This is a genomic window from Bacillus sp. LNXM12-1, assembly GCF_003004375.1.
GTDB lineage: Bacteria > Bacillota > Bacilli > Bacillales > Bacillaceae > Bacillus.
Map to the genome: position 1 here is coordinate 705,587 of NZ_PVWX01000001.1, position 22,757 is coordinate 728,343.

At 40.9% G+C, this 22,757-nt stretch carries 27 protein-coding genes; 1 reads left to right on the top strand and 26 read right to left on the bottom strand.

Translation table 11 applies throughout. The features are described 5' to 3' along the window. Nucleotides 1-12 precede the first annotated feature (12 nt). The 13 genes from C6Y07_RS03605 to C6Y07_RS03670 all read right to left on the bottom strand — a co-directional run bounded on the left by C6Y07_RS03605 (nucleotide 13) and on the right by C6Y07_RS03670 (nucleotide 10,375). Nucleotides 13-717 carry a demethylmenaquinone methyltransferase gene (locus tag C6Y07_RS03605; RefSeq protein ID WP_034661076.1) on the bottom strand — a complete coding sequence of 235 codons (705 nt, stop codon included), beginning with the start codon at nucleotides 715-717 and terminating at the stop codon, nucleotides 13-15. 3 nt (nucleotides 718-720) lie between these two features. After that, nucleotides 721-1,488, bottom strand: coding sequence for a heptaprenyl diphosphate synthase component 1 (locus C6Y07_RS03610; protein ID WP_060596747.1), 768 nt, complete (start codon nucleotides 1,486-1,488; stop codon nucleotides 721-723). Between the two features lie 114 nt (nucleotides 1,489-1,602). Further along, nucleotides 1,603-1,833, bottom strand: a complete 231-nt coding sequence (gene mtrB / locus C6Y07_RS03615; protein WP_008344541.1) for a trp RNA-binding attenuation protein MtrB — start codon at nucleotides 1,831-1,833, stop codon at nucleotides 1,603-1,605. A gap of 24 nt (nucleotides 1,834-1,857) precedes the next feature. Next, nucleotides 1,858-2,427, bottom strand: a complete 570-nt coding sequence (gene folE / locus C6Y07_RS03620) for a GTP cyclohydrolase I FolE (protein WP_034661079.1) — start codon at nucleotides 2,425-2,427, stop codon at nucleotides 1,858-1,860. Nucleotides 2,428-2,617: 190 nt separating this feature from the next. Then, entirely contained in the window at nucleotides 2,618-2,896 is a 279-nt protein-coding gene (hbs, locus tag C6Y07_RS03625; RefSeq protein ID WP_003215863.1) for a non-specific DNA-binding protein Hbs, read from the bottom strand. A gap of 374 nt (nucleotides 2,897-3,270) precedes the next feature. Beyond that, nucleotides 3,271-4,749, bottom strand: coding sequence for a stage IV sporulation protein A (spoIVA, locus tag C6Y07_RS03635; protein ID WP_008344534.1), 1,479 nt, complete (start codon nucleotides 4,747-4,749; stop codon nucleotides 3,271-3,273). Nucleotides 4,750-4,954: 205 nt separating this feature from the next. Beyond that, complete coding sequence (locus C6Y07_RS03640; RefSeq protein ID WP_034661080.1) at nucleotides 4,955-5,680, bottom strand: hypothetical protein; 726 nt, start codon at nucleotides 5,678-5,680, stop codon at nucleotides 4,955-4,957. A gap of 18 nt (nucleotides 5,681-5,698) precedes the next feature. Further along, a complete protein-coding gene (locus C6Y07_RS03645; protein ID WP_034318888.1) occupies nucleotides 5,699-5,902 on the bottom strand; it encodes a DUF2768 domain-containing protein in 204 nt (67 codons plus the stop codon). 266 nt (nucleotides 5,903-6,168) lie between these two features. Beyond that, complete coding sequence (locus tag C6Y07_RS03650) at nucleotides 6,169-7,206, bottom strand: NAD(P)H-dependent glycerol-3-phosphate dehydrogenase (RefSeq protein WP_060596748.1); 1,038 nt, start codon at nucleotides 7,204-7,206, stop codon at nucleotides 6,169-6,171. A gap of 14 nt (nucleotides 7,207-7,220) precedes the next feature. Continuing rightward, the gene (gene der, locus C6Y07_RS03655; RefSeq protein ID WP_034661082.1) at nucleotides 7,221-8,531 is read right to left on the bottom strand and encodes a ribosome biogenesis GTPase Der; all 1,311 of its coding nucleotides are present in this window, start codon (nucleotides 8,529-8,531) and stop codon (nucleotides 7,221-7,223) included. Nucleotides 8,532-8,690: 159 nt separating this feature from the next. Further along, nucleotides 8,691-8,885 (bottom strand): capping complex subunit for YIEGIA, encoded by a 195-nt coding sequence (locus C6Y07_RS03660; RefSeq protein WP_003215794.1) that lies wholly within the window; start codon nucleotides 8,883-8,885, stop codon nucleotides 8,691-8,693. Nucleotides 8,886-8,891: 6 nt separating this feature from the next. Continuing rightward, nucleotides 8,892-9,776: a YIEGIA family protein gene (locus C6Y07_RS03665; protein ID WP_034661083.1), complete on the bottom strand. Its 885-nt coding sequence runs from the start codon at nucleotides 9,774-9,776 to the stop codon at nucleotides 8,892-8,894. Continuing rightward, nucleotides 9,773-10,375, bottom strand: a complete 603-nt coding sequence (locus tag C6Y07_RS03670; protein WP_223249886.1) for a YphA family membrane protein — start codon at nucleotides 10,373-10,375, stop codon at nucleotides 9,773-9,775. The genes C6Y07_RS03665 and C6Y07_RS03670 overlap by 4 nt, the downstream gene beginning before the upstream one ends. Before the next feature lie 120 nt (nucleotides 10,376-10,495). On the opposite strand from C6Y07_RS03670, the gene C6Y07_RS03675 reads away from it, so the two are divergent. Beyond that, nucleotides 10,496-10,627, top strand: a complete 132-nt coding sequence (locus C6Y07_RS03675) for a YpzI family protein (protein ID WP_066030721.1) — start codon at nucleotides 10,496-10,498, stop codon at nucleotides 10,625-10,627. 53 nt (nucleotides 10,628-10,680) lie between these two features. Here the strand turns inward: C6Y07_RS03675 and fni are convergent, their stop codons facing one another. From fni to C6Y07_RS03740, 13 genes are all read right to left on the bottom strand, one after another. Next, nucleotides 10,681-11,748 carry a type 2 isopentenyl-diphosphate Delta-isomerase gene (fni, locus tag C6Y07_RS03680; protein ID WP_060596749.1) on the bottom strand — a complete coding sequence of 356 codons (1,068 nt, stop codon included), beginning with the start codon at nucleotides 11,746-11,748 and terminating at the stop codon, nucleotides 10,681-10,683. Nucleotides 11,749-11,762: 14 nt separating this feature from the next. After that, nucleotides 11,763-12,914 (bottom strand): 30S ribosomal protein S1, encoded by a 1,152-nt coding sequence (rpsA, locus tag C6Y07_RS03685; protein WP_034661087.1) that lies wholly within the window; start codon nucleotides 12,912-12,914, stop codon nucleotides 11,763-11,765. 223 nt (nucleotides 12,915-13,137) lie between these two features. Further along, on the bottom strand, nucleotides 13,138-13,815 hold the full coding sequence (gene cmk / locus C6Y07_RS03690) for a (d)CMP kinase (protein WP_034661088.1): 678 nt from the start codon (nucleotides 13,813-13,815) through the stop codon (nucleotides 13,138-13,140). 71 nt (nucleotides 13,816-13,886) lie between these two features. Next, complete coding sequence (locus tag C6Y07_RS03695) at nucleotides 13,887-14,069, bottom strand: YpfB family protein (RefSeq protein ID WP_034661090.1); 183 nt, start codon at nucleotides 14,067-14,069, stop codon at nucleotides 13,887-13,889. Nucleotides 14,070-14,132: 63 nt separating this feature from the next. After that, nucleotides 14,133-14,780 (bottom strand): flagellar brake protein, encoded by a 648-nt coding sequence (locus C6Y07_RS03700; protein WP_060596750.1) that lies wholly within the window; start codon nucleotides 14,778-14,780, stop codon nucleotides 14,133-14,135. A 102-nt stretch (nucleotides 14,781-14,882) separates the two neighbouring features. Continuing rightward, the gene (gene ypeB / locus C6Y07_RS03705) at nucleotides 14,883-16,232 is read right to left on the bottom strand and encodes a germination protein YpeB (RefSeq protein ID WP_106039213.1); all 1,350 of its coding nucleotides are present in this window, start codon (nucleotides 16,230-16,232) and stop codon (nucleotides 14,883-14,885) included. 16 nt (nucleotides 16,233-16,248) lie between these two features. Then, nucleotides 16,249-17,169, bottom strand: a complete 921-nt coding sequence (sleB, locus tag C6Y07_RS03710) for a spore cortex-lytic enzyme (protein WP_060596751.1) — start codon at nucleotides 17,167-17,169, stop codon at nucleotides 16,249-16,251. A 133-nt stretch (nucleotides 17,170-17,302) separates the two neighbouring features. Next, the gene (gene prsW / locus C6Y07_RS03715; protein WP_060596752.1) at nucleotides 17,303-17,959 is read right to left on the bottom strand and encodes a glutamic-type intramembrane protease PrsW; all 657 of its coding nucleotides are present in this window, start codon (nucleotides 17,957-17,959) and stop codon (nucleotides 17,303-17,305) included. 155 nt (nucleotides 17,960-18,114) lie between these two features. Then, the gene (locus C6Y07_RS03720; RefSeq protein WP_034661101.1) at nucleotides 18,115-19,086 is read right to left on the bottom strand and encodes a YpdA family putative bacillithiol disulfide reductase; all 972 of its coding nucleotides are present in this window, start codon (nucleotides 19,084-19,086) and stop codon (nucleotides 18,115-18,117) included. A 123-nt stretch (nucleotides 19,087-19,209) separates the two neighbouring features. Then, entirely contained in the window at nucleotides 19,210-20,484 is a 1,275-nt protein-coding gene (locus C6Y07_RS03725; RefSeq protein WP_007500982.1) for a Glu/Leu/Phe/Val family dehydrogenase, read from the bottom strand. Between the two features lie 195 nt (nucleotides 20,485-20,679). Continuing rightward, on the bottom strand, nucleotides 20,680-21,261 hold the full coding sequence (locus tag C6Y07_RS03730; RefSeq protein ID WP_034661102.1) for a genetic competence negative regulator: 582 nt from the start codon (nucleotides 21,259-21,261) through the stop codon (nucleotides 20,680-20,682). Between the two features lie 165 nt (nucleotides 21,262-21,426). Continuing rightward, the gene (locus C6Y07_RS03735) at nucleotides 21,427-22,215 is read right to left on the bottom strand and encodes a metallophosphoesterase (protein ID WP_034661982.1); all 789 of its coding nucleotides are present in this window, start codon (nucleotides 22,213-22,215) and stop codon (nucleotides 21,427-21,429) included. A gap of 87 nt (nucleotides 22,216-22,302) precedes the next feature. Next, the gene (locus C6Y07_RS03740) at nucleotides 22,303-22,755 is read right to left on the bottom strand and encodes a DUF2663 family protein (protein WP_060596753.1); all 453 of its coding nucleotides are present in this window, start codon (nucleotides 22,753-22,755) and stop codon (nucleotides 22,303-22,305) included. Between the last annotated feature and the right edge of the window lie 2 nt (nucleotides 22,756-22,757).

The following is a 22,757-nucleotide window of genomic DNA, read 5'->3' on the forward strand; positions in this document are numbered from 1 at the left end:
AATATCGTTTATTCAAAGCTTCTTTCCGATATGTGTTGCTGCTACACCGCCTGTAAATGGATGATACGAGACATCAGACAGACCCGCCTCTTCGAAAAGAGCCGCCAGTTCTTTCATGCCAGGGAACGCTTTGGCTGATTCTTGAAGCCATGAATACTCCTGATAGCTTTTGGCAAACAGTTTACCAAAGAGCGGCATGATGTATTTGAAATAGACATAGTAACCTTGTTTAAACCCAATCATTTCAGGCTGTGATGTCTCAAGACAGACAACCATTCCACCAGGCTTCACGACTCTTGTCATTTCCTTTAGCACCGTTAAGTAATCAGGGACGTTTCGTAGGCCAAAACCGATCGTGACATAATCAAATGTGTTATCCTCAAAAGGAAGCTCCATCGCATTGCCGTGAAGCAGTTCAATTTGATTATAGCCCCCAGTTTTCACCTTCGTTTCTCCAACACTCAGCATATTTTTACTAAAATCAAGGCCTTTGACTTCGCCTTTTTCGCCTACAGCATCAGCAAGCGCAATGGTCCAATCGGCTGTTCCGCAGCATACGTCTAATGCTTTGGCTCCTTTTTGAACATTCATGAGTTTCATTGTTTTATCGCGCCACTTTTTATGCTGCTTAAAGCTGATGACAGAGTTCATTTGATCATAATTTTTATAAATTTTTTCAAATACACCGTGTACTCGCTGTTCTTTTGATTGCTGCATGACTTACCCTTCTTCCACTTTCTGATGGTACGCAGGCTCATTTTTCATATGATCCAAGCGATTTAATAGCTCTTTTTGAACGACCGGAGATGAAACAAGATGCTCCTTGATCGATCGTTTGGCCTTTTCATAGCCTTCCTTCTCAAAGTTGTCAAAACATGTATAGGCGTCCGTATAGCTATCGTTCAAAAAAAGTTTTAAATGTTTGTCATCTTCTGCTTGTTTCATGAAACGCTTATAAACAAGGAAACGACTTGCAATCTCATTCCAATGCGTTAATTGAAAATGCTCAGAAACCCTTTGGAATAACGCAGACTCAACAGTTGCTACACTTTTGTAAAAGTGCGCTGCATCTTGAATGGATCGATCATACAGTCTAATTTTATGTTCATTGATCTCTTTGATCGCCGTTGCGAGCGTGCGAATCATGTAGATGTCTTTCATGTCAGAGAGAAGAGAATAATAGAGACCGCTGAAATAGTCTCCTGCTAGGATGGTCAGCTGACGATTTTTGAATTCGTCTTGTTTGATGGCTGCAGCAGTTGTGACTTCGTCATGGGTATCAAGGGCAATTTGTACAAGCATCGCCGTTAAAATATAATTTTCTTTTTTCTCTGCATCAATTTGAGCTTCATCAAACATTGCATGAAAAAGAAGGAGCTTATCTTCATCGATGAGTGGCGCACGTAAATGCTTCGCCAAATAAGGATGAGAAAGCTTTTTATTTAATTTTATATTTAGATTAGATAAAATTCCGTAGATGTCTTGCAAAGATATCACCCTTGTCCCAAAAATTACAGTTTCATATGTAGCCCTGCACATTGTATAGAGATTTATTATACCATATCAGCTCTCACTTTTATGCTATCAAGTGCATTCAAGTGCTTATTTCTTTGCTTCGCTTTGAATTTCACCGAAGCTTGTTTGAATGACAGCATCGCCTCTTACTTTGATCGCTGACGTATGCTCAGTAAATTGTGCAATGATGACTTCACCTTTATCGAGCTTTTCGGAATGGTGAAATCTTGTATCAGAGCCTCTAGTTAAGCCGATGACATTTACACCATTATCAATGGCTTTAATCACTACAAAATCAGATGCTTTATTTTCACTCAATCTGTTCACCTTCCATCTATTGAATTAGTCGTTTTTAATAAAGGAAAGCACTTCTGCTCTTGCCGCCGTATCATTTGCAAATGTACCGCGTACTGCTGATGTCACGGTTTTAGCACCTGGCTTTTTCACTCCGCGCATCGTCATACACATATGTTCTGCTTCAACGACAATCATCACGCCATGCGGATTGAGTGTTTCCACCATACTATCTGCAATGGTTGATGTAATGCGTTCCTGAAGCTGCGGGCGTTTGGCAACAGCCTCTACAGCTCTTGCAAGTTTGCTAAGTCCCGTTACTTTTCCGCCGCGCGGAATATAAGCGACATGGGCTTTTCCGTAAAAAGGTACAAGGTGGTGTTCACACATTGAATGGAAAGCAATATCTTTTACAAGAACGAGTTCTTCGTGGTCTTCACCAAAAATGGTTTTAAAATGTTCTTTTGGATCTTCATTTAATCCCGAGAACACTTCTTCATACATTTTTGCTACTCGTTTTGGGGTATCAAGAAGTCCTTCACGATCTGGATCTTCTCCGATGGCTTTTAATATATCGCGTACTGCGTGTTCAATTAGTTCTTTATTTATTTCACTCATGTATTATATCCTCCAAAGGCGATTACATTTCAATCAGATTCTAGCACACTTCAGATCCTAAAAGCAAAGGAGAGCGTTCTAAACGAACCTTTTGATTCAAAAGGAAAAGCCCCTTATGAAAGGGGCTTTTCTAGACCAGTGTGAAACTGTATATGTATAACTCCTGCAATAGGATCATTACACATAACGATTATTTACCTGCCACCGCGTCTTTAAGTGCTTTACCTGGTTTGAAAGCAGGTACTTTGCTTGCAGGGATTTCGATCTCTGCACCAGTTTGTGGGTTACGTCCTTTACGAGCTGAACGCTCACGTACTTCAAAGTTACCAAAACCGATAAGTTGGATTTTGTCACCATTTTTAAGTGCATCTAAAATTGTATCAAAAACAGAATCAACTGCTTTTGTCGCGTCTTTTTTAGATAACTCGCTTGCTTCAGCAACCGCGTTAATAAGTTCTGTCTTGTTCATGCCTTTCACCTCCTCCCAAAAATATGCATTCAGTAGATTGTTATCATTTCTTCACAATTCATCTTCTTTCTATACACTTTTTTCGAAAAAAAGAGCGTCTAGAAAGCGTTATACATGGCTATTCATTAGAAAACAACTCTTTGAAGGAATGTTTGTCCAACAAAGTGAAGATTTTCTGTAAGTAGATTAACACATATGAAATACCATATCAAGCATTTTAAAGGGAAGAATCCTTATTCGTCAAGGATTAAGGGCACTTTTGCGAACGAATATTCCTAATTTCAGCCTGAATCTGACTAATCTTTATACATTTGTCTTTTTATGACTCATTCAATACGCAAAAAAAGACCCCTGTCAATGAGAGGTCTCACATGCTATAGGATAATGGCGATCAAACCGCCTGATCCTTCGTTGATGATTCTTTCAAGCGTTTCTTTCAGCTTATACCTTGCATTTTCTGGCATCAGCGACAGCTTTGCTTGAATACCTTCTCTGACAAGGGAGCTGAGTGAGCGCCCAAATATATCAGAATTCCAAATCGAAAGCGGATCATCTTCAAAGTCTTGCATTAAGTAGCGGACGAGCTCTTCACTTTGTTTCTCTGTTCCAATAATCGGTGCAAATTCACTCTCTACATCTACCTTAATCATATGAATAGATGGCGCAACCGCCTTTAATCTCACGCCGAATCTCGAGCCCTGCCTAATGATTTCTGGCTCATCTAAACTCATATCTGACAAGGCCGGGGCCGCAATCCCGTATCCCGTCTGCTTCACCATTTTTAATGCGTCTGATACTTGATCATATTCTGTCTTCGCATGCGCAAAATCTTGCATGAGCTCTAGAAGATGGTCTTTCCCTCTAATTTCCACACCAACCACTTCTTTTAGAATATGATCATATAGATCATCTGGGGCGTACAGGTCAATCTCCGCAATCCCCTGACCCATTTCAATCCCTGCTAAGCCCGCTCTTTCAATAAAGTCAAATTCGCTGAATTGACCAACGACACGGTCAACATCTCTTAATCTTTTAATATCCTTTACGGTTTCCTTCACTGAATCCTGATAACTTTCTCTCAGCCAATGATCTTCTTTCAGCACCATGACCCAGCTTGGCAAGTTCACATTCACCTCTAGGACTGGGAATTCATATAATGCTTCACGAAGCACACTAAGGACGTCTTGCTCTCTCATACTTTCTACACTCATGGCGAGTACTGGAATATCATATTTTTGGCTGAGTTCCTGCCGCAGCGCTTCTGTTTCAGGGTGATATGGCCTCACAGAGTTGATTACCATAATAAACGGCTTTCCAACCTCTTTGAGCTCATCAATCACACGTTCTTCAGATTCAATATAATCATGTCTTGGGATTTCTCCAATGGAACCATCTGTTGTAATCACAACACCGATGGTTGAATGCTCTTGAATGACCTTGCGTGTGCCAATTTCCGCTGCTTCATGGAACGGGATTGGCTCTTCATACCACGGCGTGTTGATCATTCTTGGACCATTTTCATCTTCATACCCGCGCGCACCAGGGACTGTGTATCCGACACAATCAACAAGCCTGATGTTGACATCAAGACCGTCACTCACATGGATCGATGCCGCTTGATTCGGTACAAATTTTGGCTCAGTGGTCATAATGGTTTTTCCTGCTGCACTTTGCGGCAATTCATCCTGTGCTCTTGCACGATCTGCCTCATTATTGATATTCGGGAGCACCACGAGCTCCATAAACTTTTTAATAAACGTAGATTTCCCTGTACGAACAGCGCCAACGACTCCTAAATATATATCGCCTCCTGTTCGTTCAGCGATATCCTTGAAAATATCGACTTTTTCCAAGTGATCCCCTCCCGGACTTGCTATCCTCGTTTTCAAATAAAATACTCTATTCTTCAATCAAACTGTGCTTGAAAGGTGTCTGGACAATATATGTGTATGACGTTGTCCTATTTGAATATGACACCTTTTTTGTTTTGAGAGTATGTTTAGCCATAAAAAAACCTTTCTCCTCATTTATATGCAGAGGAAAAAGGTTCATTCTTGTTTATGACGTCTTTTTTTCTAAAAAGTCAGGCTCACCTTTTTTGTTGATGGTATATGGGACAGAAAACGCGGGTACAAACGGGGTTTCCTGCCAATAGACATCTTGAATGTTTTCACCTGGTTTGAGCTTTTGTTTCGTATTCTTCAAAATATGAGCAAAATCACTTCGGTAGTCCACATAGATTTCGCCATTTGATGAAATCAGTAACGGGAGGGAATTCCCCGTCACCGGACTCATGACCGTAGGCGGCGATTTTAAGCCTAGCTTTTTTTCATTTAACGTATATAAATTGCTTGATACTACTTTGCCATATGGCGGATATGTATGTTCATCTTGATATATTTTGATTCTAAGCCGTAATTCACTGATGGTTTGCGTCATTTTGACATCAAGCAGTTTCACCGTTGGTTTTTTTTCGACGTCTGTGAGGACATACATATATTCGCCCCCGCCTTCAAAAGATGTAGACGGTACATCGTGTAAATATCTTGGTGACAAGCGCTTAAAGTCGATGACGTACTTCTGATAAACCGGCGTGTCTGCTTCTTTCGTTTCAATCGGCAAAAGGCCATTTGTTGCTTTTTGAAATTCCTCAATCGCTGTCTGAACGCTTTGCAGCTGTTCTTCATATGGCACACGGTTTTCAGTTTTGCGATTTTCTGGATACAGACATCCTGTTAGTAAAATAAGTGCTAACAACGTGACACTGACTTTTGCTTTGATCATCACATTCTTCCTTTTTCTTTATTCATTGACCGGCCCGCTAAATACAACTAAAAACACAATGATACCTGATATAAGCATCAAGCTGTATGCGACGGTCGAGGCTGTTATTTTAAGAAACCGGCTTTTCAGCTTAAATCGACTGAAATAAATGGTTACTACGGCTAAAAACATGAGCCCCATTGAACCAAGCGCAAACCACATCTTGATTAAAGCAAAACTCATCGTGCCTGTCCCCCTTCAAAACGAACAAATTGTAAGCGTTTATATTTCATTCTAAACCAAAAATAAGGTAAATATCAATCATTTTTCCAATCATTCAGAAAAAAGCGCATAAAAAAACTGAAGCAAAGAGGGGGACTCTGCTTCAGTCATTAAATCGACTATTTTTCCTCATTCTGTAGAGGCAAAGCTCTATTCAAACTTCATTGCTATGTTATGCAAGTCTTCCCCTTCTTGCATCCTCTACATGCCTAAGTTCAGTCTTCCATTTATTTTGTTTGGTTTTCAAACATGTTCACAAGGTCTTCCATTTCATGTGTTTTCACACGTGCCATCAATGATTCTACAGCATCGTCGACCTTTTTCCCTTCAAATAAGACGTGGTAAAGCGCCTCTGTAATCGGCATGCTGACCTTGTATTCTTTGGAGAGCTGATAAGCGCCTTTTGTTGTACGTACGCCTTCAACAACCATCCCCATTTTTTCAAGCACTTCTTCAAGCTTATACCCTTTACCAAGTAGATTTCCGCAGCGCCAGTTACGCGAATGAACACTTGTACATGTCACGATCAAATCTCCCACGCCTGTTAATCCGGCAAATGTCAGAGGATTTCCTCCCATTTTTGTACCGAGACGTGCGATTTCAGCGAGTCCTCTAGTGATGAGCGCCGCTTTCGCATTGTCACCATATCCAAGTCCGTCTGTGATCCCTGCCGCAAGAGCAATGATATTTTTCAGTGCTCCGCCAATTTCTACACCAATCACATCTGGGTTTGTGTATACTCTAAAGTTGTTGTTCATGAACAAATCTTGAACAAATTGAGCCGCTTCAATATTTTCTGATGAGACAGTGACAGTTGTCGGATGACGCAAGCCTACTTCTTCGGCATGGCTCGGCCCTGATAAGACAACAACAGCTTCTCTTTTCTCATCTGGGACTTCTTGTTCAATCATTTGAGATATTCTCAGAAGTGTATCTGGTTCAATCCCTTTACTTACATGAACAAACGGCACTTTCGATATGATCAGCTCATTTGCCTGCTTTAATACTTCACGAATGGCCTTTGTTGGCACAGCGACAATAATAGCGTCTGTCCCCTCTAACGCCTGCTTCATGTCTGTCGTCGCCTTGATAGACGCTGGCAGTGAGACATTTGGCAAGTAATCATGATTTTCATGTTTCTCATTGATTTGGTCAATGAGCTCTTGTCTATGTCCCCACATGTGTACATCATGATGATTATCAGCTAATACAAGAGCAAGAGCTGTCCCCCAGCTTCCTGCTCCAAGTACTGAAATTTTCTTCATTCTGCTCACCCTTTTTATTTTCTCGCTCTCGCAAATATTTTAATCGGTGTTCCTTCAAAACCAAATGCATCTCGAATGCGGTTTTCTAGGAAACGTTCATAAGAAAAGTGCATAAGCTCTGGATCATTTACAAACACCACAAAGGACGGAGGCTTAATAGCCACCTGTGTCGCATAGTAAATTTTCAGACGCTGTCCATTATGAGTCGGTGTTGGATTCATTGCCACTGCATCCATGATGATATCGTTCAAAATATTCGTTTGAACGCGCATCGCATGATTTTCACTAGCTGTAATAATGGATGGCATTAACGTATGAATTCTCTTTTTCGTGAGAGCAGACATAAACAAGACAGGTGCATAATCCAGGAATTGAAAATGCTCGCGAATGTTTTGCTCAAATTCCTTCATTGTACGCTCATCTTTTTCAACAGCGTCCCATTTGTTCACAACGATCACAACAGCTTTACCAGCTTCGTGTGCATAGCCTGCAATACGTTTATCCTGCTCAATAATGCCTTCTTCACCGTCTAGAACAACAGCGACAACATCAGAACGATCAATGGCTTTTAATGCACGAAGCACACTGTATTTCTCTGTTGTTTCATATACTTTTCCTTTTTTCCTCATACCTGCTGTATCGACAATGACAAAGTCACGCTGATTGTACGTAAACATCGTATCCACAGCATCTCTTGTTGTACCAGCGATGTTGCTCACAATGACCCGGTCTTCTCCAAGCATTGCATTCACTAAAGAAGATTTCCCTACATTCGGGCGGCCGATTAAGCAGAACTGAACAACTTCTTCAGCATACTGTGTATCTGGTAAATTTTTGAAGTGTTCTGCGACAGCATCAAGTAAATCACCTAGACCTAATCCGTGCGTTCCAGAAATCGGATACGGTTCGCCAAACCCTAGTGCATAAAAGTCATACACGTCACTTCTCATTTCAGGGTTGTCCAGTTTATTGACAGCAAGTACAACTGGCTTTTTCGTGCGATATAAAATTTTTGCGACTTCTTCGTCCGCAGATGTGACACCATCTCGGCCATTCACCATAAAGATAATGACATCCGCTTCATCCATTGCGATTTCTGCCTGATGGCGAATTTGCGCTAAAAATGGCTCATCTCCAATATCAATTCCACCAGTATCTATTAAGTTAAAGTCATAATTTAACCATTCAGCAGAGCTATAGATTCGATCTCTTGTTACACCAGGTGTGTCTTCTACAATCGATATTCTTTCGCCTGCGATTCGATTAAAAATTGTAGATTTTCCAACGTTGGGCCTTCCAACAATGGCTACGACAGGTTTACCCATAGTACCCTTCCTTTCAATCCAGCCGCGATTCAATATGTTCATCATCATGTTTCAACCGGGATTTAAAATTTTCATTCAGTTTTATGAAATAAACCCTTCAAACATGAAGGGTTCAACTTATATATTATATCAATTTTTAATCAGACCACAATGAATAACTTAAAAATGTTTGACAATCAAGTAAAGATCTTCTCCAATTCCGTGTGCAATTCCATCTAAAATGGCCTCTAAATTCATGGCGTACATGTCGAGTTCTTCTTTATTTTCACAGAAAAAAACGGCTGTTCCGCCCATGACCCGCTCTTTATTTGTTGTAGCCACAGCGAGTATAAATTGTTCAATGGTGTTCGCCATGCTCTATTACCTCACTTTCTTTTTTATGAACTCTGTCGGCATTCTGATGGCATTTTCTAAAATAGGCACTTCTTCCAATACACGGACAGCCAAATCTTCACGATACCATTGCGGTAAAATGAACACGCCAAGTGTGCCGTTATTTAGATCACGTTTTGCGAGCGGACAGAGCGATGGTTCACCAGAGTCGCGATACACACCAAGTACGTTGGATAAATCAAATAAAATGGCTTGCCGCTGCCCAAGATTGGCAATCGTTGTGGCTGAGTTGAAATTTTTCGGCGTCAAAATAAAGCCCATCCCATGCTCTAAAATGAGCTTTTGCTTTTCGGGCAGTCCGATATTCATGATGTAAATATCATTCACATAAAGCCCTGCCCCATCAAAGCGAAGCTCTCCTTTTTGTATATTGACAATATCCTTTAATTGGCTGCCAGACATTAATAGCTTTGCCAAGAAAAAACAAAGAATACCGACCACTGTCCCAATAACGAGCGAGAAGAAAATACAGGCTGTGGTCGTAATCAGTGCCGTGAGAATCGCAATATAATTCCGGCTTTCAAAGGCAATGGCAATGCCTTCTATATATGTACTGCCTCTTGAGACTAGCTCATATGAATCCATTTGAGTTAACGTATTTCTTTCCATATTGCGGACGTCTCGGAATTGTGTGGCCGCCAGCGTGAGAAAGGTAATCGCCGTAAATTCCTCCTGAATGAGTGCAGGCATAATGATCGCACCAAGTCCTGAAGCGATAAAACCAAGCGCAATATGAATCACTTGTCCATGAATATACGTGGGGTATTGCCGGTAATCTGTTCTTAACATATAAAGTCTGGCCGCCATCCCAAAGATGACACCAATAATCACAGGAAACGTATAATCCGTCATGTTGATTTTGCAGCCCCTTTTACTGGTTTTCTTGATGAACGGGCGTTCAAGAGCTTTTCAAGCTGATCGACACCTAATAGGAAGATGGACCCTTGAACAACAAGGGACAGAAAAGAGAGATCTCCTATGACAATCGATGATGTCAGGCGGTGAATCGTCAGCGCATAAAGGGCTTCGCCAAGACATACAGACATCATCCATAGGGTGACTCGTTCTGTGAAATGATGTCCATATGTCAAAGACATCAAGATCAGCAAGGCAAATACGACCCAATCCACTTTTATTAGCGTGAACCAAACCGGGTCATATAATGCAAAAATCATAAAAAAGGCATATGCGCTCACCATGGAGCCTAATTGCATGATTCTCATCATTTGATGGCCAGACCGGAATATAACGAAACCTGCACATGCATATAAAAAGGTCATCAAGTACCCCGCATTGAGGCTCATATCAAACATGGATACCATGAAATGACTACATATAATATGGACGAGGACACAAACGCCTAGCATACTGCGCCATGAGCTTTTTTCCATAATAAATGTCACCATAATCCAAACGAACCATATGGACCAATAATAGTACAAAGCCTCCAACGTCTCATCACCTCAATTACATTATGGGAAAATCCCCAATTTTTAAACGTAAGGGATCGCTTTGGACATTGTATGAAATAAACAAGAGGTGACACTCTAATAATTGAGGAGGGATGCATGATGGGAAAAGATAGACAGGAAAAACGCTTAAAGGCATCAAAAAGAGTGGAATCTGACCGTGATCAATCCATTCATCATAAAGGGGCAACAGCATTAGAAGGTCCAGATAGCGCACGAAGAAGAAATCAATAAAAAAAGGCATGTGATGACCACATGCCTTAGATGTTTAAGGGCTAAACTTGATTTTAGTCCTTTTTCTTCTTTGATCTTAAACTATAGTACGTTGTGTCGATGCCTCTTTCTTTGAGCCAATGACTTGTTTCCCCGGAAATGACAACCTGGGTTTTTCTCAGTTCTTCAATGGTCTTCACGCCAAGCACTGTCATCATCATCTTCACATCTTCTTGAAGATCTATGATATCAGCGATGAGGCCGCTCTCCCCTCCGCCAGTCAGTGATTTTAAGAAAAAGCCAGCTAGACCAGCAGCGGATGCGCCAAGAGCAATTGATTTTGTTACATCAAGGGCGTCTTGTATACCTCCGGAGGCTAAAACCGTTTGATCTGGAAAACTTGTATGTACTTCAGCAAGACTCGCTGCTGTTGGAATCCCCCACTGGTCAAAATAATGAAGCGCTTTTTGGCGGCGAAGATTTTCGATCTTTGAAAAGTTCGTACCACCAAATCCTCCTACATCAACGGCCGCAACTCCAGCATGAAATAACTTTTTTGCCGTTTCCTTGCTCATGCCAAATCCGACTTCTTTTACGACAACAGGCACACCAACTGATTCAGCGATGGCTGCGATGCGCTCAAGCGCCCCCCTGAAATCACGGTCTCCTTCAGGCATGACGATCTCTTGGATCACATTTAAATGAATCTGGAGCAAATTGGCCTCCAGCATCTCGACTGCTTCCTCCGCTTGCTTAATCGATGCTTCACTGCCTAAGTTCGCAAACACAATTCCATCAGGATTGACTTTTCGAACAACTTCATACGTACGTCTTTCTTCTTTATCTTTCAGTGCAGCCATTTGTGATCCAACTGCCACCGGAATATTCGTTTCCTTCGCTGCGATCGATAAAGAGCGGTTGATCTCATAGGTCGACTTTCCGCCCCCGCCAGTCATTGCATTGATAAAAATTGGCGAACCGAAAGTCAGTCCGCCAATTGTCGTATGTGTATCAATTTGTGATGTCGCAAGATCTGGTAGACCGACGTGAACGAAGGAAACATCTTTTAAACCTGTTGCTGCATGCTGTCCAGTGGACAAGGCATGTTCAATATGCTGCTTCTTTCTTTCTGCTCTCGTCAATTTTGATCACCAAATTATTTTAATTTATTAAGCTTATCGCCGATCAGGTCACCAAGCTGGAATCCGCTTGTGTTTTCTTCTTTCGCCTGATATTGACGATAATTCTCTTCGATTTGTTTTTCAGGATTTTCTTCTAAATCACGGATGCTTAATGAAATGCGCTCTTCATCTTCATTCACATCAAGCACTTTCACTTTCACAGTCTGCCCTTCTTCAAGGACTTCTTGCGGTGTACCGATATGTTTATGAGAGATTTGGGAAATATGCACAAGTCCTTCGACGCCTGGCAGAATTTCAACAAATGCACCAAAGCTCACAAGACGTTGAACAGTTCCTTCAAGCACATCACCTTGTTTTACCTTTTCACCAATCTGGCTCCAAGGTCCTGGTAATGTTTCTTTAATAGATAGTGAGATACGTTCGTTATCACGATCAACAGCAAGTACTTTGACCTGGACTTCCTGGCCTTCTTCCACTACGTCAGATGGCTTTTCAACATGCGCATGGGATAGTTGAGAAATGTGAACCAATCCATCAATGCCGCCAATGTCTACAAATGCACCAAAATCAGTAAGGCGCTGCACTTTACCATCAATCACACTGCCTACTTCAAGCTTTTGCAGGAAGTCTTGCTTTTTGTCTAATTGCTCTTGCTCCACTACTGCACGGTGCGAGAGAATCACACGATTTTTTTCGCGGTCAAGTTCGACCACGACAAGTGAGAGTGTTTTACCTTTGTAGTCTGAGAAGTCCTCTACATAGTGCGCTTCTACAAGAGATGCAGGAATAAATCCACGCACACCAATATCTACGACAAGACCACCTTTTACAACGTCTTTTACTTCAGCTTCAAATACTTCTTTTGTCTCAAACTTTTTCTCTAGGTCTTCCCAAGCGCGGTCTGCATCAACAGCACGTTTCGATAAAATCAAAGCATCGTCTTCGACTTTTGTTACTTTAAGCTCTAACTCGTCGCCATCTTTCACGACATCTGATGCTTTTTCAACGTGAAGACTTGATAATTCACTGATTGGGATGATCCCAGGCTGTTTCACATTGACGATATCTACATTGACATGCTTGTCCTCAACTTTAGAAACAATCCCTTTCACTACATCTCCAACCTCTGGTACCTGAACATCGATTTGATTCATTTCCTCTGTCATTTCGATAACCTCCTTGGTCCAAACCTACACAGCTTAGTTAAAACGACTGGGCGAATATGTGTCTTAAGCATGATGATTACCAGCCGAATATGTATTAAAGAAACATTCAAATCAATATAATTGCTTGAATGATCAATAAAAATAGTATTAGTATAAACTTCTAATAAAAGACCTTGTTTGTCAAGAGATAAACCTCTAACTTATTAAAGTTTTCTAAAATTTCTTACTGTTTCTCCACGCGGTCTGCTGCATCTAAAATTTTACCTGCTACCTCTTGAATGGAAAGAGAAGTTGTGTCAATTTCAATGGCGTCATCCGCTTTCTTAAGTGGCGAAACTTCGCGCTCAGAATCAAGTTTGTCACGTCTTGCAATCTCTTCGATCAGCTGATCGTAATTGACATCGTAGCCTTTTTTCTGATTCTCTTCAAAACGGCGTTTTGCTCTTTCTTCTACTGATGCAAGCAAGAAAATTTTCACTTCGGCATCTGGAAGAACGTGCGTACCTATGTCTCTTCCGTCCATAACGACACCGCCTTTTTGACCAAGCTCTTGCTGCCTGCGGACCATTTCTTCCCGAACAGCTCTGTGCTTTGCGACAACCGATACTTGGTTGCTCACGCGGTCTGTGCGAATATCCTCTGTGACATCGGTATTGTCTAGATGAACTTTTTGACCCTCGTCCGTTGAGACCAGATCAATCACAGTTTTTTTTAGTAATGCATCAAGTGCTGTTTCGTCCTCAAGGTCTACACCATGATTAAGTGCCGCAAGTGTAATCGCGCGGTACATGGCACCTGTATCGATATAGATATATGATTTTTTTGCTGCGACAATTTTTGCCACAGTGCTTTTTCCTGCTGCAGCAGGACCGTCAATTGCGATAGATAATTTCTTTTTCATAATACCTCTCCTTGATTGAATCTCCCTTATGAATTGTAACACGATCACCGCTCAAACGGGGGAATTTTCTATCAATCCTTCTGCTTAAACGTTTCGATCCAATCTTCAATGCTCATGTTATTTACACCCTCGTATTGCACGACTTTTGACAAAAAGAGTTCTCCTTTTGTCAAATGAAGTGTGATCTGAACGGCTAATAATAAGACAAGCTGAATGAGCACCGCTTTCAATAACCATCTTTCCATTGTCTTCATACAAAAAGCCTCCACGCTAGATTCTTTCACCTCTAGTATGGAAGCTTTTAACATCCTTTATTCTTATGCTTTTTTTACCCGTGTTAAAAGCTGCTGCTGGAAGCAGTACTTCATAATGTGCTGCTGGTGGTCATTTGTAATCTCAGAAAACTCCATGATCGCTCTTGTTTTGCCAGTCTGCTCATCTTGATATACTCGATTCATCTCTGCAACCGCTTTAATTTTCACAGGCTCTTTCAGCGGAAGTTCAAACTCTGTGACCACTTCTCCGTATTCTTTCAATGAGACACCTTCAGGAACAGCAATTGCTAAGCCGCCAGCACTCATATTGACAATAAACGTGTCAAAGGCTTCTTCATCCGTTTGCGTGATCGCCGCTTTGACCATTGTATCGACTCTCAGGTATTCTCTGCGCTGAAGCCGAATCATTTCTTCTTTTGGCGGAATGGAAATGACAATCATCGGAATATCTTCTTTCCTCTTTCCGATGACTTCGCTTGTACATTTGTATGGAATTTGATTTTCATCGAAAAAGAAAACGGTGATTTCTGTTTGCTGGTTTAAATAGATCGTGCGGCCCGTTTCTTTATCAGCTGGATAATTAATGCAAATATCATCGTTATTATTTTCCAAAACTTTCGATTTTGCAATTTTCACTTCTTTGTTCTCATTGACGTATTCAATTGTGATTGCATCCCCTATTTGTAACATTCCTCATCACTCTTTTCATCTGTGAAATCATATCCTCTCCTATATTAAACCATGTATAAAACAAAAGGAAAAGGCTTAGTCGCCTTTTCCTCGCTTCCTTTTCTATAGGTCTTTATATATAGGTTCTGCGTTTTTTAGTTTATCTACTCGTTCTTCTTTTCCAGTATCCGCATTAATGAACATTCGGTACGTATCGTTCTTAATAGTTCCGAGGAACTCATAGCACAAAACTTCCTCTGACATATCATTTTGAACAATCGCTACATGAGAATCTTCGATTTTTACATGCTGATTCAATGTTTTCTTCGCTTCTTTTTGTGAGATTTTAGGTGCTTTTATGTCTCTTGTTTTATGATTCGTTAAATAGTCTTTCGCTGAAAATCCAACCACCTCACCATCATCTAATGCGACCTTCATGCGTATACTATCTGGATAAAGCAGTACATTTTTTTGAAGAGGTACATAGGTAAATACACCGATATTATCAAATTGCGCGCTTTCATCTAAATGGAACGACTCTGCATCAAATCCTTGCTTCTTTAAGAAGCTGAGTGCTTTTTCTGATGCATCATTTAAACTGATTTTCTGTTTTTTTACGTCTCGATTTTGAAGAAGGTAGACTGGGTGCCCTCCTTTTTCAGTCAAGTCTAAATAGAAATTCGCTTTACTATCAGGATCTGACATCGATAAGCTGTACACATCTCGATTGGTTTTGCTTCCGCTTTTTCTGACCTTAAAATGTTGATTATGATCAGGTGCGAATTGCTGGGCAATGCGTATCGCTTCTTTCTTTGAGATCTTTTTCCCTTTTAAATGATTGTAGCCATGTGTTTCTGATTCTGTCGACACATTTGTCGGACCGAGATTGACATCCGCAAATGCATCTGCATTTCTCTCGACTGTTTTCAACCCGTCAATGATGGTGTTATCATTCTTTCGGTCGCCATCAGCAAGCGCCATTTCAACATCCATCCATTTTAAATTTTTATTGAGGACAAGGTGCTGTACTTGTCTCAGTTCGTTTTGGATATCAGCCGCTTGATGATATAAAGACGTAATGGTTTTGTGCGTATTTTTGTTTAATGGTTCATCTGATAAGGATTTGACTGATGATTTGTAGCTAAAGTCTCCGACATTCGCCAAAAATTCTTCCGTTTTGTTAAAAGGCATTAATGTGAGCGGAAGCTGACTCACATTGTTATGTGCTTCTGATGACATTCTCCATACATCTGCAAGTGCTGGTGAAATCGACGTTTGGCTGTTCATCGCAAGCGTTGCCCCAAGTTTGTCGTGCAGCTGATCCACTTGGTATGTTAAATCGTGAAAAGCCCTTTGATAGTTGTTCTCTGCGTGCAGCAGCACTGCGTCTTTTTCTTGATGCTCTTTATAGCCCCAATAACCTGTTGAGATGACAGCAATTCCTAAAATGGCAATCAATATTCCTCTGATCATTTATTTACACCTCTTTTTATTCGCAGAAAATATGTTTCCCGATTCGTTTAATTTGTGGTCTTCCCCAAATCCATGGACTGGTTGCTGTATCAGGATTAAAGTAATAGACGGCGCTCTCAGACGGGTCCCAGCCGTTAATGGCATCAAACACAGCCTTTTTAGCAGTGTCATTTGGCGACATATAAAATTGACCATCCGCCACAGCTGTAAATGCAAGCGGTTCAAAAATAACACCTGCGATCGTATTTGGAAAAGTCGGGTTGTTCAATCGATTTAAGATAACGGCAGCGATCGCCACCTGACCTTCATACGGCTCGCCTCTTGCTTCGCTATAAACAGCTTGTGATAAGAGCTGAATATCATTACTAGAAAAACCACCTGGCATGTTGGCTGCCGTTTGTTTCGGTGTTTGGTTTGCTTGCTGATTGCCTGACTGATTCCCAGTCTTTCCAGATGTCCCGCTTCCTCCGCTTTGACTTTTTTGATTCTCTTTTGCCCCTTGAGCTGTCTTTTTTTGTGAGCTTCTTTTCGCAGAAGCTTTTGTTTGCTGATCAAGAGGTTTCCCGCCATAATGGGTAAACTCATTCCCCTTTTGCAGCTGCTGCTGAACAAAGTCTTTATAGTATTTTGTCTTTTGAACTAATAGGCTTTTTGTTTGTTTACCTACAAGTCCATCGACCTTCTTTACACCATATTGGCTTTGAAAGTTGCGAACGGCCCAGTACGTCCCCCAGCCATATACACCATCAATTTTGCCATTGTAAAAGCCATTATATTGGAGCCGTGCTTGCAGCTCGACTACATCTTCTCCTGTTGCACCTCGCTGGATGACTTGACTGGTGAAGGCTTCACTTTTTTCAGCTGACATCAGTGAAGCTGCGAGTAGAACGATTGAGAAGATAAGGACGATTTGTTTCATGAAACGAGCTTTGTCCATATTTGATCCTCCTGTACTTTTGATGTTTGAATATATATTTCTTCCGATCCCTATTTTTATACATTCATCACAGGAGTGAATTGGATGAAAAGACAAAAAAAACGCCCTATCAACTGATAGGACGTTTTCCACATTAAATTTGCACCATTTTCACGGAACGAGCCTTTTTTGCTTTCCGCAGGCCAAACCACCATAAAAAAATCATGAATGGCAGCATAATATATCCCCAATTTCTCATGCCAAGAAGAATAAAATCATATAAGCCGTGAAAAAGTACTGGGAGCGTTAAAGATAGGATCAACCATTTCACTTGCTCTTTTTTTGCAGAGAAACGGGCTTTCCCAATATAAAACCCCATCACAACACCGAATAAAGCGTGACTTGAGACGGGTAATAAAGCACGGGTGAACGCATATTCAACCCCATGCCCGACCAAGTAAAGAATATTTTCAAGTGTTGCGAAACCAAGTGAGACACTTGTTCCATATACAATCCCATCATAGTGTTCGTCAAACTGGGCATGCGCATAGACGCTGACCATTAAAATAAACCATTTTAAAGATTCTTCTAAAAAACCTGACGTCACAAATGAAATCAAGATAGGGTTCGTTGCAATATGCTCCTCTTGAAGGACATATTGAATAAACATGGTTGGAAACACAAGTATAACGCCTAGCATAAAAGATCTGATGACCATGTGAACCGGCTCATTGTCGTACTGATCTTTCAAATAAAAATAACTTAAAAGTGCGATGCCGGGAGCTAAACCTGCTGAGATGATTGCGATCATAACCAGACCTCTTTCCCTACATTATCCTTCATTATCGTACCATGATTTACCCTTTTTTTATATGACTCGAGCCCATTTTTATGAAAATATTCTTCTATATAATCCCATTTTATATCAAAAAGAACCGAATCCCTCAGAAGGATCCAGTTCTTTTTTTATCCGTTCATTCTTTTGTTGATTTCTTCTGCAATAAGCCCCCCATGAAACCTTCCATTTTCAATGAAAATTTCATTGGCATTATTTCCAGCTGCAATGACTCCTGCAATGAAAATACCTTCTACGTTTGTCTCCATCGTCTGTTCATCAAATGCTGGACGGCCTGATTCTTGATCAATTGTCACACCCATTTTTTCTAAGAAAGAATGATCTGGATGATAGCCTGTCATGGCAAAAACATAATCACTTTTCACTCGCTCCGTTTGATCTTGCTGGTTTGTAAAAATCACCTCTTCTTCTGTGATTTCCTTCACCTGCGCTCCAAACTCCATTCGGATGGTTCCATTCCGCACAAGCGCTTCAAACTCTGGTAAAATCCAAGGTTTGATGCTAGACGAATATTCAGTTCCTCGATACAGCACAGTGACTCTGCTTCCGCATTTCACAAGTTCTAGCGCTGCATCGACACTTGAGTTTTTCCCGCCGATCACCGTCACATCTTTATCAAAGTATGGGTGTCCTTCTTTAAAATAATGATACACATGAGGAAGGTCTTCTCCTTTGACGTTCATATAGTTTGGATGATCATAGTAACCAGTAGCAATCACGACATAATCACATGAATAGTCGTCTTTTGATGTGCTCACGGTAAAACAGCCATCTTTTTTCGTCACAGCGGTTACTTTTTCAAAGGCATGCACACGCAGGCTTTTTCGTCTGACTACTTCTCGGTAATAAGAAAGCGCCTGGATACGAACGGGCTTGCGATTTTCAGTAATAAAAGCGACATCACCAATCTCAAGCTTTTCACTTGTACTGAAAAAGGTTTGATGTGTTGGGTAATGATAAATACTGTTAACGACATTCCCCTTTTCAATGACAAGTGCATCAATTCCGATTTGCTTGAACGCGATGGCAGCTGATAGCCCGCATGGGCCGCCTCCTATTATGATCGCTTTTTCTTGTTTCATTTGTTCCACTCCTGTCGTTTCAATACAATAACAACTGCTAGCTGTTTAATGATTTGTTCCATTCCATAAAAAAATCTCCTATTTAAGGATAGGAGATTTTAAGGCGCGATGCAAATAAGCCGCTTAAATCCAGCCTCTGAATCGAGAAGCTTCAGCCATTTTACGTACGCCGACCATATATGCAGCAAGACGCATATCGATGCGGCGGTTTTGCGCCATTTCATAAATATTATTAAATGATTTCACCATCATATCTTCTAAACGAGTTTCGACTTCCTCTTCAGTCCAGTAGAACCCTTGGTTATTCTGCACCCATTCAAAGTAAGAAACCGTTACACCACCCGCACTCGCAAGTACGTCTGGGACAAGCAGTACTCCACGATCTGAAAGAATTTTTGTTCCTTCAAGTGTCGTTGGACCATTTGCTGCTTCTACGACAATTTTGGCTTTAATGTTTGCCGCGTTATCTTCAGTGATTTGGTTCTCAATGGCTGCAGGTACTAAGATATCACAATCAAGCTCAAGCAGCTCTTGGTTTGTAATGGTATCGTTAAATAATTTAGTCACGGTTCCAAAGCTGTCACGCCGGTCTAGCAAGTAGTCAATATCAAGACCATCTTCATCGTATAATCCGCCGTAAGCATCTGAAATCCCTACGATTTTTGCTCCGGCATCATACATGAATTTAGCCAAGTAGCTTCCTGCATTTCCGAATCCCTGTACGACAACACGAGCCCCGTTGATGTCAATTCCTTTTTTCTTCGCCGCTTCTTTGATGCAGATCGTCACACCTTTTGCTGTTGCAGTATCACGTCCGTGTGACCCTCCAAGAACAATTGGTTTTCCTGTAATAAATCCTGGCGAGTTAAATTCATCAATTCTAGAATATTCGTCCATCATCCATGCCATAATTTGAGAGTTTGTAAACACATCTGGTGCTGGTACATCTTTTGTTGGACCAACGATTTGACTGATTGCGCGAACATAGCCGCGGCTTAGTTTTTCAAGCTCTCTAAATGACATTTCTCTTGGATCACAGATAATACCGCCTTTTCCTCCGCCATAAGGAAGATCCACAATACCACATTTTAAACTCATCCAAATTGAAAGCGCTTTTACTTCTTTTTCAGTAACGTTTGGGTGGAAACGAATGCCGCCTTTTGTCGGTCCGACAGCATCATTGTGCTGTGCGCGGTAACCAGTGAAAATTTTCACTGATCCATCATCCATCCGTACTGGAATTTTGACCGTTAATAGACGAATTGGCTCCTTCAGCAATTCATACACTTCTTGCGGATACCCTAATTTGTCTAGCGCTTTATGTATGACGGTTTGAGTTGACTTTAAAACATCTAGCTTATCTTCTGCGTTATGAGCGGCGTTTTGATCGGCTGCCATTAAAATAAACCCCCTAGAAATCTTTCATGATCTACTGCTCCCTTTCAAGCAATAGTATACACCTTCGTACTGGTAAAGCAAAGGTAAAAAACGTTTTTTATCAAAATAAAATATCAGCGTTTATAAATATAAAAAAGAATATAAAAAATACTGTTGTTTCATCACAACAGTATTAAATATAATAGAAAAAAGTGATTAAAAATACATTTGAATCGTTTTCACTGCATCATCTTGCATGATCACTTTTCCATATTCTTTTAGCCGATGAATCGTTAATGTCGTAGGAGAACCAAACTCCGCTAAAATGGAAATGACTGTATCAGCTGACAGTTCTTCAAAATCATCTAGGCTGAGAAAATATTGACCTTCATAATGGTAAACTGTACCCCCTAAAAGTCCAATACGACTTAAACTATGGGACAGTTGAATCACATCTTCAAACGAGGCAAATTGATAGAGCACATGATTACTCTCGTCGAGCTTGACTTGCATCTCAATGTAATCTTCATCAAACTCATCATCATCAGCATCTTCCTGCTGACTCTTTGTGACAATGACGACCATCCCCTGCGCCTGAAGAGAAAATACTTCAACAGCAATCGGTCCACTCGCTTCAAAACCGAGCTCCTGATTCGCCTCGTTCATCATGTCTTTAAACAGCTGATGGACTTTGAACGAATCTTTCCAAAGGTCTTCTTTCGTAAGACCCCGGTCTGTCAGATCATCTAGTGTGAGAAAAATTTTGATTTTATTATAATTCAGACGCTCCAGTCGCATAACGTTCCCTCCTGCCTCTTCTAAACACACATCATACTGTAGTATATGAGATGATGAGTCATAGGTTCTTAATTTTGTATTCAGTTTACACTGTGTCAAGACGGAAGACAAGCATGAAGCTATGCTTACGGTGACTTTTATGGAAAATATTGAGGGTGCAGCAAGTCATCGCGTTTTTACAGGCATTAAATAGATCAGATGGGTTTCTGGTTCTGCCCCGAGACGCATTGGAATCTTTGTTGTTCCATAGCCATTACTAATGAGAAAAAACGCGCCTTTGACCTGACCTGTTCTTCCTTTTTCATACGGACCAAATTTTCCGATTCGGATCTGACCTCCATGCGTATGACCGCTCAGAACAAGGTCGATTCCCTCTTCTTCACTCATCAAATGATGTACATCTGGGTTGTGTGATAAGAGAATATTCACTTCATCTTTCACAAACTCAGGCCGTATCGCTTCATAATCCGCCTTTTCAAGCCGAATATCATCGATACCTCCAACTTTGATTGGCTGGCCTTCGAAATCCCACACAGCCGTTTCATTTTGCAGAGTCGTGACATCATATGCATGAAGTATCTCTTTAAACTTCTGCTGGTGCAGCTCATGATCATTATTTCCCCAAACAAAATAAACGGGCGCAATTCTTGATAAACGTTTCACATTTTCTTCAATCCTGGCGTAGGGTACACCTTTTTCTGCTAAGTCCCCGCCTACCATAATGACATCTGGTTCTTCTTGTGTGACTTCTGCTAATAATGAGTCACTAATAAGACGCCGGTGTGTATCAGAAATAAAGAAAATCACTGCTGGTCGATCTGATTGAAGCGCTTCTATTGTAAAGTAATGCTTTTTGATGTTGTTTTGTTTTGCCGTTTTCACCATTTTTGCCGTTACACACACACCTGTTGTAACAGCCGCAATGGCGGCAGTAAATCCGATGGCATATTTCATCATAAATGGCTCCCTTGCATATGTTTCGTTCATAAGACGCTTGAATGAAAAAAGACGTTTCAACTATTAAAACGTCTTTTTACACATTTATTTACTTTCATAATAGAGATTAATGTCATATTGCTTCTGCATATAGTGAAAAACCGCTTCACGCTCTTTCCACTGGTCTGATTGCGGCCATAAGTCTGTGCTTTTTTGTATAATCTCACATCTAAGCCGATGATATTCATCCTCAGCCTTTTCCTCTTTTTTCTTATAGTAATAAGATGCGTAAAAAGCAAACACCTCAGCCATTATCCAAAATAGAAAGATCTCATGACCAAGCAGTGTTGCAATCATCGCTTCCGGCTGAAGAGAGCCTCCCTTATTTGCCGTTATTACAAAATAAAACAAAAGAATCGCCAGCGACAATAGGGCTGTCCATTGCCATCTTTTGCACTGCTTAGCAAAGCCCTCATATTTGTGCTTTCTTTTGATCAACGTTTCCATCATTTTCTGTGTCGGCTGATCCATATAGCGGCTGATTACGTGCAATGTCATCA

Bases quoted from the DNA above. Each gene is read 5' to 3' on its own strand.
- prsW (WP_060596752.1), bottom strand. From the start codon at position 17,959: ATGATCGCAATCATCTCAGCAGGTTTAGCTCCCGGCATCGCACTTTTA.
- der (WP_034661082.1), bottom strand. From the start codon at position 8,531: ATGGGTAAACCTGTCGTAGCCATTGTTGGAAGGCCCAACGTTGGAAAA.
- C6Y07_RS03665 (WP_034661083.1), bottom strand. From the start codon at position 9,776: ATGACGGATTATACGTTTCCTGTGATTATTGGTGTCATCTTTGGGATG.
- C6Y07_RS03740 (WP_060596753.1), bottom strand. From the start codon at position 22,755: ATGACATTGCACGTAATCAGCCGCTATATGGATCAGCCGACACAGAAA.
- C6Y07_RS03660 (WP_003215794.1), bottom strand. From the start codon at position 8,885: ATGGCGAACACCATTGAACAATTTATACTCGCTGTGGCTACAACAAAT.
- sleB (WP_060596751.1), bottom strand. From the start codon at position 17,169: ATGGACAAAGCTCGTTTCATGAAACAAATCGTCCTTATCTTCTCAATC.
- hbs (WP_003215863.1), bottom strand. From the start codon at position 2,896: ATGAACAAGACAGAACTTATTAACGCGGTTGCTGAAGCAAGCGAGTTA.
- C6Y07_RS03695 (WP_034661090.1), bottom strand. From the start codon at position 14,069: ATGAAGACAATGGAAAGATGGTTATTGAAAGCGGTGCTCATTCAGCTT.
- ypeB (WP_106039213.1), bottom strand. From the start codon at position 16,232: ATGATCAGAGGAATATTGATTGCCATTTTAGGAATTGCTGTCATCTCA.
- C6Y07_RS03645 (WP_034318888.1), bottom strand. From the start codon at position 5,902: ATGAGTTTTGCTTTAATCAAGATGTGGTTTGCGCTTGGTTCAATGGGG.
- C6Y07_RS03605 (WP_034661076.1), bottom strand. From the start codon at position 717: ATGCAGCAATCAAAAGAACAGCGAGTACACGGTGTATTTGAAAAAATT.
- cmk (WP_034661088.1), bottom strand. From the start codon at position 13,815: ATGAAAAAGAAATTATCTATCGCAATTGACGGTCCTGCTGCAGCAGGA.
- folE (WP_034661079.1), bottom strand. From the start codon at position 2,427: ATGAGTGAAATAAATAAAGAACTAATTGAACACGCAGTACGCGATATA.
- C6Y07_RS03675 (WP_066030721.1), top strand. From the start codon at position 10,496: ATGGGAAAAGATAGACAGGAAAAACGCTTAAAGGCATCAAAAAGAGTG.
- rpsA (WP_034661087.1), bottom strand. From the start codon at position 12,914: ATGACAGAGGAAATGAATCAAATCGATGTTCAGGTACCAGAGGTTGGA.
- C6Y07_RS03700 (WP_060596750.1), bottom strand. From the start codon at position 14,780: ATGTTACAAATAGGGGATGCAATCACAATTGAATACGTCAATGAGAAC.
- C6Y07_RS03640 (WP_034661080.1), bottom strand. From the start codon at position 5,680: ATGATCAAAGCAAAAGTCAGTGTCACGTTGTTAGCACTTATTTTACTA.
- C6Y07_RS03730 (WP_034661102.1), bottom strand. From the start codon at position 21,261: ATGCGACTGGAGCGTCTGAATTATAATAAAATCAAAATTTTTCTCACA.
- C6Y07_RS03725 (WP_007500982.1), bottom strand. From the start codon at position 20,484: ATGGCAGCCGATCAAAACGCCGCTCATAACGCAGAAGATAAGCTAGAT.
- C6Y07_RS03650 (WP_060596748.1), bottom strand. From the start codon at position 7,206: ATGAAGAAAATTTCAGTACTTGGAGCAGGAAGCTGGGGGACAGCTCTT.
- C6Y07_RS03720 (WP_034661101.1), bottom strand. From the start codon at position 19,086: ATGAAACAAGAAAAAGCGATCATAATAGGAGGCGGCCCATGCGGGCTA.
- C6Y07_RS03735 (WP_034661982.1), bottom strand. From the start codon at position 22,215: ATGAAATATGCCATCGGATTTACTGCCGCCATTGCGGCTGTTACAACA.